This is a genomic window from Rhodococcus sp. P-2 (genome assembly GCF_016598535.1).
Lineage (GTDB): Bacteria > Actinomycetota > Actinomycetes > Mycobacteriales > Mycobacteriaceae > Rhodococcus_F > Rhodococcus_F baikonurensis.
In genome coordinates this window covers 1,790,786-1,803,257 of record NZ_CP066779.1, presented here as the reverse complement: position 1 = coordinate 1,803,257, position 12,472 = coordinate 1,790,786, and the positions used below count along the sequence as shown (strand labels likewise).

At 62.7% G+C, this 12,472-nt stretch carries 10 protein-coding genes; 7 read left to right on the top strand and 3 right to left on the bottom strand.

The window, feature by feature from the left end; translation table 11 throughout:
* Window positions 1–33 precede the first annotated feature (33 nt).
* On the top strand, window positions 34–1,272 hold the full coding sequence (locus I7X09_RS08510; RefSeq protein WP_200316387.1) for a helix-turn-helix domain-containing protein: 1,239 nt from the start codon (window positions 34–36) through the stop codon (window positions 1,270–1,272).
* Window positions 1,273–1,282: 10 nt separating this feature from the next.
* Here the strand turns inward: I7X09_RS08510 and I7X09_RS08505 are convergent, their stop codons facing one another.
* Window positions 1,283–2,494, bottom strand: a complete 1,212-nt coding sequence (locus I7X09_RS08505) for a low temperature requirement protein A (protein ID WP_200316386.1) — start codon at window positions 2,492–2,494, stop codon at window positions 1,283–1,285.
* Window positions 2,495–2,579: 85 nt separating this feature from the next.
* Between I7X09_RS08505 and I7X09_RS08500 the strand changes: the two genes are divergently transcribed.
* From I7X09_RS08500 to I7X09_RS08490, 3 genes are all read left to right on the top strand, one after another.
* Window positions 2,580–3,389 (top strand): helix-turn-helix transcriptional regulator, encoded by an 810-nt coding sequence (locus I7X09_RS08500; RefSeq protein WP_200316385.1) that lies wholly within the window; start codon window positions 2,580–2,582, stop codon window positions 3,387–3,389.
* Window positions 3,390–3,483: 94 nt separating this feature from the next.
* Window positions 3,484–4,650 (top strand): LLM class flavin-dependent oxidoreductase, encoded by a 1,167-nt coding sequence (locus I7X09_RS08495; protein ID WP_200316384.1) that lies wholly within the window; start codon window positions 3,484–3,486, stop codon window positions 4,648–4,650.
* Window positions 4,651–4,926: 276 nt separating this feature from the next.
* The gene (locus I7X09_RS08490; RefSeq protein WP_095971305.1) at window positions 4,927–5,217 is read left to right on the top strand and encodes a hypothetical protein; all 291 of its coding nucleotides are present in this window, start codon (window positions 4,927–4,929) and stop codon (window positions 5,215–5,217) included.
* Between the two features lie 10 nt (window positions 5,218–5,227).
* On the opposite strand, the gene I7X09_RS08485 is transcribed toward I7X09_RS08490, so the two are convergent.
* Window positions 5,228–7,645 (bottom strand): lysylphosphatidylglycerol synthase transmembrane domain-containing protein, encoded by a 2,418-nt coding sequence (locus I7X09_RS08485; protein WP_095971259.1) that lies wholly within the window; start codon window positions 7,643–7,645, stop codon window positions 5,228–5,230.
* Window positions 7,646–7,855: 210 nt separating this feature from the next.
* Between I7X09_RS08485 and ppk2 the strand changes: the two genes are divergently transcribed.
* A complete protein-coding gene (gene ppk2 / locus I7X09_RS08480; RefSeq protein ID WP_095971258.1) occupies window positions 7,856–8,821 on the top strand; it encodes a polyphosphate kinase 2 in 966 nt (321 codons plus the stop codon).
* 13 nt (window positions 8,822–8,834) lie between these two features.
* Here the strand turns inward: ppk2 and mgrA are convergent, their stop codons facing one another.
* Entirely contained in the window at window positions 8,835–9,866 is a 1,032-nt protein-coding gene (gene mgrA, locus I7X09_RS08475) for an L-glyceraldehyde 3-phosphate reductase (RefSeq protein WP_200316383.1), read from the bottom strand.
* 237 nt (window positions 9,867–10,103) lie between these two features.
* On the opposite strand from mgrA, the gene I7X09_RS29365 reads away from it, so the two are divergent.
* Together I7X09_RS29365 and I7X09_RS08470 are read left to right on the top strand one after the other, a co-directional pair.
* Window positions 10,104–10,298 carry a hypothetical protein gene (locus tag I7X09_RS29365; protein ID WP_234036850.1) on the top strand — a complete coding sequence of 65 codons (195 nt, stop codon included), beginning with the start codon at window positions 10,104–10,106 and terminating at the stop codon, window positions 10,296–10,298.
* Between the two features lie 11 nt (window positions 10,299–10,309).
* Window positions 10,310–12,469, top strand: a complete 2,160-nt coding sequence (locus I7X09_RS08470; protein ID WP_234036849.1) for a SulP family inorganic anion transporter — start codon at window positions 10,310–10,312, stop codon at window positions 12,467–12,469.
* Window positions 12,470–12,472 lie beyond the last annotated feature (3 nt).

The following is a 12,472-nucleotide window of genomic DNA, read 5'->3' as shown; positions in this document are numbered from 1 at the left end:
GCTTTCGGTGACCCCATCACATAGGACTGGAGTGTGATCGGCGCAACGAATCGACTCGAACCGGCCCTGGGTAGTGGTGAAGACGCGGCGCAGTACGCACGTGTTCTCGAATCCGTGTACGAAGCAACGATGTCGGGGCGCAAACCGCCCGCACGCCCGCGCTCCGTGATCGCCGATTCGTGGTCGCGGCTGCGCGCACTCGGACTCGATCCGGAGCGGTGCTCGATCACCAGGACCGGACGCGAATCCGAGATCGAAGAGAGCCGGCGCGCCGCCGGAATGACGGAGATATTGGACGAAGCGGTACAAGGCCTGGCACCGCTCGTCGGCCCGGACGACGCGAATCTGATCGTGGTGGCGGACCGCCACGGACGCATCCTCTGGCGCCGCGGGCCCAGTCGAATGCTGGATCGGGCCGAACGCCTCGGAATGATCGAGGGCGCGTCGTGGACCGAGGAAGCTGTAGGTACCAACGGAATCGGTACCTCGTTGGCTTCGGGTTCGGCAGTGCAGGTGTTCTCGGCCGAGCACTACTCGCGCTCGCAGCATCCGTGGACCTGCTCGGGGGCGACGGTTCGGGATCCGCGTAGTCGCCGGGCCATCGCCGTCGTCAACGTCGCCGGCGCAGCAGACACAGTTCACCCGTCGACTCTCGCGCTGGTGGACAGCGTGGCCAGGCTGGCGGAATCCGCACTGCGGGAGAAACATCGAATCGGATTGGATCAGCTCCGGATGGTCTCGGCGTCGACGCTGGCTCGTGCGAGCCAGCCGACCGTGGTCGTGGACCGTAACGGCTGGGTCGCGGCGGTGGACTCGATGGCGCCGATCTACCGAATCGCACTGCCGAAAGTGATGAGCAGCGGCGAGCATTGGCTCCCGACGCTCGGATTGTGTATGTGCGAGCCGCTTCCGGGTGGGTGGCTCATCCGTCCTCGAGTGAACCCGGCGTCCGGAACGGTGTGTGCCGAAGTCGAATTGGATTTGCGAGATCCGAACGCGATGGAACTGCGGTACTCCTCGGCAATGGGGAGTTGGAGTATCGACCTCAGTCCGCGCCATTCGCAGATCCTCGTGGCTCTGACACAGGCGGACGAGGGCCTCACGGCCTCGCAGCTCGCCTCACAGTTGTTCGGCGATCCGCGCAAGACGGTGACCGTCCGGGCCGAGATGTCGAGGTTGCGTAAGCGATTGGCCGGAATTGTGTTGGCGCAGCCCTATCGCTTCGACCCGGCCGTGAGGGTAAAGACCGTCCCCGCTGTGCGCCTTTATTAACCGCGGGGGGTTAATAAAGGCGCACAGCAGAGCGGCGCGACCGCCGCACCTGCGCGTACTCGTAGCCGTTCTGCCAGGTGACGGTGGCGACCAATACCCAGATGATCCACGTCGCGCTCATGTAGGTGCCGACGAGGCCCATGACGACGGGGATGGCTGTGCAGGGGAGTGCCCAGCCGAGCAGCCACCGTCGGTCCGATCGCGCAAACAGCCCCGCCACCATGCTGATTCCGAAATAGACTGCGATGCTTCCGCACAACAGCCACCGCAGGTTCGCGGGCGTGTGTTCCGCGCCGTGTTCGGTCGCCGCTCCGAGTCCTGCGACCAGAACCGCGATAGCCCCGGTGGTGAAACAGTGCAGGGCCATGTCGATGCGAGCGGGAAACTTCTCGGGCTGCAGGTGCGGAACACCGGCGTGACCGTAGAGAAGCGAGAGCGCCCACATGCCGGACAGCAGAACGAACGACCCGACGGCGAGGCTGACCACGGTCGAGTCCCAGGTGAGCTTCGAGGCCGCCGAGATCACGAGGATCACACCCTCGCCCAATACGATGATGACGTACAGCCCCAGCCGCTCGGCAAGATGCGCCCGATCGGAGTGCAGGGCTTCGAGTTCGGGCATCCGGTCGTCCTTGAACCCGCGCACCTTGATGATGCGGTCGAGCTTTTCCTGCGCGTCTTCCATGATCGCGCTGCCGGAGACGACGAACATGATCAGCAGGTCGATGGTGACGCCGGCAGTCCAGAGCCAGAAGCGGGTGTCACCTTCGAACCAGAACGAGACGATCCAGGGAATCACACCGAGCGACATCTGGGCGATCGGCCAGTCCACGACGATCTGGCCGTTGTGCCACACCCGACTCGCCAGCAGACGCACGGCTACGTAGGCGACAGCGAAGGCCAGCGCATGGTTGTCGTGGATACCGGCCACTGCCGCCATCATGACGGCGAGCCCGAACATGGCGATCAGCATGCTCGGAATGCGGACGCGATCGCCGGCGACGTTGCCGTACATCGTGAACGTCGCCCACGCGGTCCAGAACGCGAGATAGAGCAAGGCGTAGAGCGCGACATCCGACCACGACGGCGAACCGTGGAGCAGGTGAGCAAGCTGACCGATACCGGCAACCACGACGAGGTCGAAGAACAATTCGATCCACGACGCGTGCCGCTCCAGCACTGCCTTCTGCTTCTCGTCTGGTTCTTTTCCGAGTTCCGACATAGGGGTCAGTATCCGGTATCGACCCCAACAGTGCAGGTAGGCGACGAACTTGTCCGTTTCACGAGCGTAGTGCCTATGCTGTTCGGTGAGTGATCTGGATCATAGTTCCGGCAAGGTGGTAGACGTGCGTGGTGGCGGTGACGTGGCTTTGTCTGCGGCGGACTACGACCGTGTCTTCGCCATCCTCGACTACTGCTCGGCGGCGAGAACGCTCGATCAGCTCAAGAACCTCCTCATGGTGGCGTTGCACGATCACTACGGCTGCCCCAACACCACGTTCCTTTCCGGGCCTACCTTCACGACGGCCTTCGCCGATCCGAATCCGGTGACGACCGGGCGGATCACGCCGATCCTCGACGAGTACCAAGCGCATTGGTACCTCGACGACGTCTTTGCGACGGCACAATCACGGGCGACGCTGTTGGCCTCGCCGGCCATCACGCACACGCAGTTGGCCGATGTCCCTTCGCAGTCGGCGACCTACCTGCGAGATTTTCTCTATCGCAAGCGGCTGCACAGTGCGTCGGTGATGCATCTCGAGCTCGCCCACGGTGGTCACGGTTTGGTGGGAATCTTCGATTCCGAAGGCAAGGATCTGTCAGGGCGCGACATCGCGGGTTTGGGCATCTTGGGCAGGCAGTTGTCGCTGTTGTGTCAGACGCTTCCCGGCCAACGTGAGCCGGGCTGGCGAGAGAAGCTGACGCCCAGGCAGATCGATCTCGCGGAGTTGTTGGCGGATGGTCACACCAACGACGAAATTGCGGCGATCTTGTCGCTGAGTCCGGACACGGTGAAGAAGTACGTCAGCCGCATCCTTGCCGTTCTGCACGTGCGCAACCGTGCCGAGTTCGTGAAGTTGGTCTACGAGCAGAAACTTGCCGACCAACGCGGCTGAGATTGTCCACTTTCGTGCACTGTGACCACGGTCATGTCGCGGATAGCGTTTTCGGTGCACGGCCAGGAGTTGGCCCAGAGCACTAGGAGAACTCATGAGCAGGCTTCGTTTCGGGTATTTCATGGCCCCGTTCCACGTCCCCGGACGCAATCCCACCGCTGCACTGCAGCGCGATCTCGAACTGGTCGAACACCTCGATCGGTTGGGCTACGACGAGGCGTGGTTCGGTGAGAATCACTCTGCCGGAAGCGAGATCATCGCGTCGCCGGAAATCATGATCGCCGCAGCCTCGCAGCGTGCGCCGCGGATTCGTTTCGGCACGGGCGTGACGTCCCTGTCGTATCACAACCCGCTGTGGGCCGCGGATCGAATCATGCAGTTGGACCACCTCACTCAGGGGCGCACCATCTTCGGAGTCGGGCCCGGTTCGCTGCCCACCGACTCGGCGATGATCGGTCTGAACCCGACGGACACCCGAGAGTTGTTGCAGGAGAACCTCGACATCGTCGTGCGCCTTCTTCGTGGCGAGACGGTGTCCGCGAAGACCCGAACTCACGAGTTGTACGACGCCAAGCTGCAGCTCGCTCCGTACTCGGAGAACGGAATCGAAATCACCGTGGCCGCAGTGGCTTCCCCGACCGGTCCTCGCCTGGCCGGTACGCACGGTCTGGGCCTGCTCTCCATCGGAGCAACGTTGTCCGCCGACGGTTTCGACGCCTTGGCGCACCACTGGAATGTGATGGAGGAGCGCGCGGAGGTCAACGGGACGACGGTGGATCGTCGGCAGTGGTCTCTTGCCGGGCCCTTCCATATTGCCGAAACCGAGGCGGAAGCACGCAAGCAGGTCGAATACGGCATCGAGGAGTGGTTCGACTATTTCCAGCACGTGGCGGCCTTCCCCCAGATGGCCGTATCCGGTGCGCGTCTGAGCGAGATGATCGACTTCATCAACGAAGCCGGCATCGGTGTCATCGGCACACCGGAGCAGGCCAGGCGTCAGGTGCAACGGCTGTGGGATCAGTCCGGTGGTTTCGGCTGCATGCTGCAGATGGGCCACGATTGGGCGAACCCGCAGGACACACGACGTTCGGCAGAGTTGTTCGCGCAGGAGGTCTTTCCGCATTTCCAAGGACAGGCGCAGGCGACGCTCGACGCGGCAGCTCACGCGCGCGCCGTCCGGGAAGGGCATGCCCAGGCACAACTCGACGCCGTCGACCACATGACGAAGAAGTACGCACAAGAGTTGGCAGACAAGGGCTGACCTCGTGAACGATCCTCAGGGCAACCATGTCGTTGTCGATGGATACGCCGATGACCGCGGTGGCACTGGATCGGCAGTCGGAAGTTCTCGGCCTCATCGAAGGAATGCGGAAGTTCGCGATCAACATTCTCGGACGCCGTAGTCGACGGTGGTGACCACAAGATCGTGACAGGATCGGTGGACGACGCCTGGCACTGCGAGTCGGATCCACAGACCTGTCACCGGCGTGTAATCGGTACGCACTCACCGTCGTGAGTGATCCAGGAAAGGAAAGCCATGTTTGTACTGGTGGACAACGGCCGCGTCAGCGTCCGCGATGTGGATAACCTGAAGGCCTTTCACGTCGAGGTGACTGCCGACATCTCCGATTCCGAACTGGACGAGCTCTTGCACGCTCGAGATTACGGATACGTCAGCGGTGGTAATGCCTTCATCTCGGTGGCCCGTGTTCGCGAGAGCACCACCGACGTCGAAGGTGTTGCCGCGATGGTCGACTACGCGCAGAGCAAGGGCTGGGTCGACGAGGACGGTGAAGCACTGCAGGCGCACGTCGTTCGCCAGAAGTAACGGGAACAGCTCAGACCATGTCGTTCTTCTGCAGCCATCGCAGGGTCGGCCAACCGCAGAACACCGGGAGCCAGCAGGTCAGGACTCGGTAGAGCAGGACTGACGGGACCGCGATGCTTGCCGGCAGTCCGAACGCGGACAGACCGCCGATGAGGGCGGCCTCGACGGCTCCGACGCCACCCGGTGTCGGAGCCGCCGAGGCGAGCGTCCCACCGATCATCGTCACGATGGTGACGGTGATGAACGTCGTTCCTCCGCCGAATGCCTCGACGCTCGCCCACAGAGCCAGGGCGGCACCCAGAGTTGTTGCGGCGCTGCCGCCCACGATGATGAGGAAACGCGTGGGGTTTCGCGCGAGTTGGCTCAGTTCACCCAACACTTCGGTGATCTGAGGACGCAGATCGTCGCGTAGCCACCCACGGAGCTTCGGGATGAACATGAATGCACCGAGAACTCCGAGCGCGACGCCGCCCGCCAGATACAGAACGGTGGATCCCGGGATGAAGTGTGAAAGGTTCGTATCGCGTCCGGCGACGATCGAGAAGAAGATCAGCAAGCCGACGTGGGTGACCACCTGAACCGTCTGTTGCAACGCGACTGCGGCCGTTGCACGGACGGTACCGAGCCCGCCCTTCTGCAGGAACCGCACACTCAGCGCGAGTCCGCCGACTCCGGCCGGTGTTGTGGTCGCCGCAAAGGTGTTGGCCACCTGCATGATCAGGAGGTTGCGGTAACTGACCATCGACGACGCACAGGCCCACAGGGCCGCTGCCGCGCCGACGTATGTCAGTGCGGAGACGCCGAGGCCGAGCAGTGCCCACCACCAGTTGGCCGTCTTCAGTTCGGTGATGAACGCGGGGACCTGGCTGATGAAGGGGTAGGCGACGTAGACCAGACCGATGAGCAGAACGAGCTGGATCAGTTGGTTGCGACTGAACCGGGTGACCTGTGCGGGAGCGACCTTTTCGATCCCGTTCTTGGCACCGACCTCGTCCCGGATCTCGGTCATCAGTTTCGCGGAATCCGTGACGGTCCGCCGAATGCGGTTGGGCAATGCAGCGGTGGTCAATCGGCCGGAGGCGGCGAGAATCGTGTCTGCGCCTTGCGCTCGAATCGCGGCGTCCACCGCTGCATCGACCCCGAACAGTGATGCGGTGGCGAAGAGAAGTTGTGCGTTGTCGGACTGCATCTGAACTTCGGTGGCGCCGAATTCGGAGTACGCGTACCCGCCGAAGAGGATGGTTCCGCCTTCGACACGAATCTCCGAAGCGCGCAGGTCGCCGTGCGCCATCTGGTGCACGTGAGCGGTGTGCAGTGTTTGCCACAGCGCGTCGATCAGTTTGGTGGATTCTTCCTCGCCCGCTTGGTTCTCGACGGCGACGGCAAGGGGGATGCCGCGAGGACTCGGGCGCGCGTACATCTCCCACCCGCGGTCGAGTACCGAGATGGCGACGGCCTTGGAGCTGGCCAAACCGATGTCGGCGAAAGCGATACCCATGAGCGCTCGGTGTTCGACGGCGCGACGAAGCGATCCGTAGGGCGGCGGAGTTTCACGGTTCCGGAACGAGATCCAGCGGAACGTCTGTCGAATTGCTCCGCTGCTTCGCTGGTTCTGTCCGTACAACTCGACGACGAGTTCGTCGAAAGGTTCGTCGTCCGGTGCCTTGTCGATGGCTGCGGACATGACAAGAGGCCCGATTCCCGAGGGACTCACGACGCGGAAAGCGGTGACGCGGTAACCGCGCCGCGCGAGTACGCGTACTGCCGAGTCCAACGGCACTTCGAGGGCAGGGGTGCCGACGGCGAGAACGATCACCGCGCCGATCAGATATCCGACGGCGAGACCCAGCATCGATCGTGCGGGAACGATCGAGCTGACGATCAGATGAATAGGAGCGAAGAGCAGAAGCAGCGTCCACCAGGCTCGTCGCCACTTCTTCGGAAGCCACGGGCCCGAGACGGTGAGCACCGCCGCGAGCATTGCGATCCATCGCGGATCGTCGAGGAATTGAGACAGGAAGGTGGCGTCGAGTCGGTCCGGCACGTCGAGGTGCCATTTCGGTGCGGCCAGTCCTGTTCCGGTGAAGGACAACGCGACACCGGCGCACAGACCGGCAGCGGCGTATCCGGCCAGCAACTTCCACCGGCGCCCGACGATCAGGCCGATCAGGATGGCGAACGGTAGCGCCAGAATTGCGATGCCGTAGAGCAGGTACACGGTGTCGGACAGGCTCGGCGACAGAACTCCGACGATGTTGGACACCGACGTTTCGAGGGCGTCCCACTGGCTTCGCGTGATCAGAGATCCCGCGATCACGCCGCCGAGCAGCACAGCAGCGATCGCAACCCGCATGATGTCGCTCGTACGGCGGTGCAGTGGTGGCAGGAGGCTTCCCGTTACCGGGATCTCCCGTCCGTCTACTCGCATCTCGCCAGAACTCTCTTCTCTCGGGGTTACCGACCGTCTCAGTTACCTCGATCAAGGTACCGCGTGAGGGTTCGGCGACTGGGAAGCCGGACCTGTCGTTACCTCCTCGATGCCAAGCAACATTCTCTTCGGACCCGCGGGAGCGGGCTTCGGCGCGTAAAATTCACTTTCCGGACGTTCGTTCATTTCGACGACAGGGAGTGCGTATTCATGAGCCCCGACGCCAGCGGTGTGGACGGTCGGGTTCCTGACCTGCCGACCCCGTCGACCAGAATTTCCGTCACCGAGGACTACGCAGCCGAGATCGACGAGCTCTCGAGCCTCAAGCACAAGCTCGGCGGGCTGGAGCCTTCAGAGTTCTCGGATGCCTGGAAGCAGGGTTACCCCTACGAGAAGAAGATGTCGCGCCGCGAGTACGAGCGGAAGAAGCGGCGTCTGCAGATCGAGCTGCTCAAGCTGCAGTTGTGGGTCAAGGAAACCGGTCAGAAAGTGCTCATCATCTTCGAAGGTCGCGATGCTGCCGGTAAGGGCGGGTCGATCAAGAGATTCACCGAGCATCTCAATCCCCGTGGCGCCCGCGTAGTCGCGCTCGAGAAGCCCACGGACATCGAGCGGACACAGTGGTATTTCCAACGCTATGTCGCACACCTGCCCAGCGGCGGCGAGATAGTGATGATGGACCGGTCCTGGTACAACCGCGCCGGCGTCGAACGAGTGATGGGTTACTGCACGCCGACGCAATATCTCGAGTTCATGAGAGAGACCCCGGACTTCGAGCGGATGCTCGTCAACTCCGGGATTCATCTGCACAAGCTGTGGTTCTCGGTCAGCCGCGAAGAGCAGTTGGCGCGGTTCGCGGCCCGCCGAACGGACCCGGTGCGTCAGTGGAAGCTCTCACCGACCGATCTGGCGTCGCTCGACAAGTGGGACGACTACACCCAGGCCAAGGAAGCGATGTTCTTCTACACCGATACCGGAGATGCGCCCTGGACGGTGATCAAGAGCAACGACAAGAAGCGCGCTCGCCTCGAGGCGATGCGTCACGTGCTCGCCAGCTTCGACTATCCCAACAAGGATCACCGGGCTGTCGGTACTCCGGATCCCTTGATCGTCGGGCCGGCGTCGGCCGTGTTCGAAGAGGGCGAGCACGTGAACGTGGAGTTGCCTCAGCTCTAGCTGAAGTTCTCACTCAGATCGAACTGGCCTCTGCCCACAGATTGATGCCGCTGTCCTTGGCGTGCTGATCGATGGAGGCCAGTTCGTCTGTACTGAATTCGAGATTGTCGAGCGCGCCGACATTGGCTTCGAGTTGCGCGACACTGGACGCACCGATCAGTACCGAGGTGACCCGCGAATCGCGAAGTGCCCAGCTCAGTGCCAGCTGGGCCAGCGACTGGCCGCGAGCTGACGCTATGTCGTTGAGCGCGCGAATGTGGGTGAGGGCGTCGTCGGTCAGCCACGACGGATCCAGTGACTTACCTTGAGCTGCACGGGAATCCTCGGGGACACCGTTCAGATAGCGATCGGTGAGCATGCCTTGAGCGAGTGGTGAGAACGCGATGACGCCCACTCCGAGATCGTCGACAGCCGATAGCAGGTCCTGCTCGATCCAGCGATTCAGCATCGAATAGCTCGGCTGGTGGATCAAGAGCGGAACCCCCGCAGCGGTGAGCAGTGCGGCGATTTCGCGGGTGCGCTCCGGCGAGTACGAACTGATACCCGCGTACAGGGCCTTGCCCTGCTGGACAGCGCTGATCAGGGCGCCTGCGGTCTCGTCGATCGGAGTTTCGGCGTCAGGGCGATGGCTGTAGAAGATGTCGACGTAGTCGACGCCGAGTCGGCCGAGCGACTGATCGAGGGACGACAACAAGTACTTGCGGGAACCGCCGAATCCGTAGGGGCCGGGCCACATGTCCCAGCCGGCTTTGGACGAGATGACCAATTCCTCGCGGTACGAAGAGAAATCCTCACGCAGGATCCTGCCGAAGTTCGTCTCGGCGCTTCCGTACGGGGGCCCGTAGTTGTTGGCCAGATCGAAGTGGGTGATTCCGAGATCGAATGCCCGCCGCAGAACTGCGCGCTGGTTCTCGATCGGTACGTCGTCGCCGAAGTTGTGCCAGAGGCCCAGCGAGATGGCCGGGAGTTTGAGACCGCTCCGACCGGTTCGGCGGTACGGCATGGCTTCGTAACGGTCCTGCGCGGCGACGTACTGATCGGACATGGTGCCTGCCTTCACATCGTTGTGTTTGCGGTTGAGCGTTCACTCCCGACCATTATCGCCGATGGCGCTCGGGTGTGCTGGTCGCTGGGAGGTGTCTCAGTCAAAATGCTTGCGGTTTAAAGCAATTCGATCGATCTTTTGGACCGATGTTCAGGTTCGAGTCACAGTGCCGGGCGGCGGTGACGTCGACCACGTCCGGGCTCGCATCTAAGGGAACGGTAAGGAATCGCGGTTACCATGGTCACAGTCGATCGGCGATACCGATCGCCGATTCGCTTCGAACATGTTGCCCAGCAGCCGGATCCGGGGTCCGGCGAGGAGATCTATGTCGACGCAGTCCGTAGTGCACGCACAATCATCCGCAGACGAGAGCGTCGTGGGGGGATTCGTCTCCGCCGGGTGGTGGAAGCCGGCGGTATCTCGAGCAACTGATCAGATACGACGTGCCGGCGTCGTTGGTCGTCTTCCTCGTGGCACTTCCCCTGTCCTTGGGAATTGCGATCGCCTCCGGGGCGCCGATCATGGCAGGTCTGATCGCCGCGATCGTCGGCGGAGTGGTGGCCGGAGCTGTGGGAGGTTCTCCGCTGCAAGTCAGTGGTCCCGCAGCCGGTCTGACCGTGGTGGTCGCCGAACTGATCGGCAAGTTCGGGTGGAAGGTCACCTGTTTGATCACCGTCGGCGCCGGTCTTCTGCAGATCGTGTTCGGGCTCAGTCGAATTGCCCGTGCAGCACTGGCTATTGCGCCGGTGGTCGTGCATGCGATGCTCGCCGGAATCGGCATCACCATTGCGCTGCAACAGGTTCACGTGTTGTTGGGCGGAAGCTCGGCCAGCTCGGCGCTGGACAATCTACGGCAGTTGCCCGCTCAGATCGGTGCCTTGCACGTCGAGGACTTGATGATCGGACTCGTCGTCATCGCCACTCTTCTCGGGTGGCGCTATCTCCCCGCGGGCGTCCGAAAAGTTCCGGCCGCGTTGGTCGGCATCGTATTGGCAACTCTCGCTTCGCTCGTGCTGCCGATCGACGTCGAGCGTATTGCACTCGACGGGTCCCTGCTGGACTCGATCGGACTGCCTGCGCTGCCGGACGGACAGTGGCTCGGCGTCGCAACCGGCATCCTGACCATCGCCCTGATCGCCAGTGTGGAGAGTCTGCTCTCGGCTGTGGCCGTGGACAAGATGCATTCGGGCCCGCGTTCGAACTTCGACCGCGAGATGCTCGGCCAAGGTACTGCGAACATGGTGTCAGGGGCGATCGGAGGTCTGCCCGTCACGGGTGTGATCGTACGCAGCGCCACCAACGTCGAAGCCGGGGCGAAGTCCCGAGCGTCGTCGATCATGCACGGCCTGTGGATCCTGCTGTTCTCGGCTGCGCTGGCCGGGTTGGTGCAGCAGATTCCGAAGTCTGCGCTGGCCGGACTGTTGATCGTCATCGGTATTCAACTGGTCAAGCTGGCGCACATTCGGTTGGCGCGACGGACCGGTGATCTCTGGGTGTACGGCATCACGGTTGTCGGCGTCGTGTTCTTGAATCTGCTCGAGGGTGTGCTGATCGGATTGGCGCTGGCCATCGCCCTCCTGGTGTGGCGAGTCATCCGTGCAACTGTCACCGCAGAAGGATTGGGTGACAACGATTCCGGGAAGTGGCGCGTCCTGGTCGAGGGCTCGTGCACCTTCCTGGTGCTGCCCAAGCTCACGTCGGTGCTCGCCGGAATCCCACCACGGTCCGACGTCACAGTGGAGTTGTCCGTCGACTTCCTCGACCATGCCGTCTTCGACGTCATCGAAGAGTGGGCGAGGCAGTACGAGTTGGCAGGTGGTTCGGTGATCATCGACGAAGTCGGCTCGGTGAGTATGGAGAGCGCGACCACCGGTCCGCCGAAGCGCGGCGCCGCAGTCACCGACCTGCGCGGATTGCTCGCTCCTTGGGGTAGTTGGCAACCACAGGCTTCGGGAAGGAATCTGAGCAGCCCGCCAGCCTTGCGGCCCATTCTGGACGGGGTGTCCAACTATCATCGCCATCGCGCCGAAGCGATACGGCCGCACATGGATCAGTTGCGCGACGGGCAGAATCCCGACTCTCTTTTCCTTACCTGCGCAGATTCGCGAGTGGTGCCGAACATCATCACGAGCAGTGGCCCTGGCGACCTGTTCACCGTGCGCAACGTCGGAAACCTGGTTCCGGCCGGCGGCCGCGATACGTCGGTGGAAGCGGCACTGGCCTTCGGGATCGACGAGTTGGGTGTCAGTTCGGTGATCGTGTGCGGACATTCGGGCTGCGGCGCGATGCAGGCACTCCTGACGAACAGTTCGTCGGAATCGGGAGTTGTCGGTGAATGGCTGAGGCATGCGGAGACGAGCTTGCAGGCATATACGAGTGGCCATCCGGTGGCGCGTGCTGCGGCCGAGGCGGGTTTCTCGGAGGTCGATCAGCTCGGAATGGTCAACGTTGCAGTCCAATTGCAGACTCTCGAACGCCATCCTCTGGTCGGTCAGGCCCGTGTGGATGGTCGCCTGCGTATCGCCGGACTGTTCTTCGACATCGGCTCGGCTCGGGTCATCGAAGTGACAGCGTCAGGGATCGGCGAGTTGATCGAGACCTGAAGG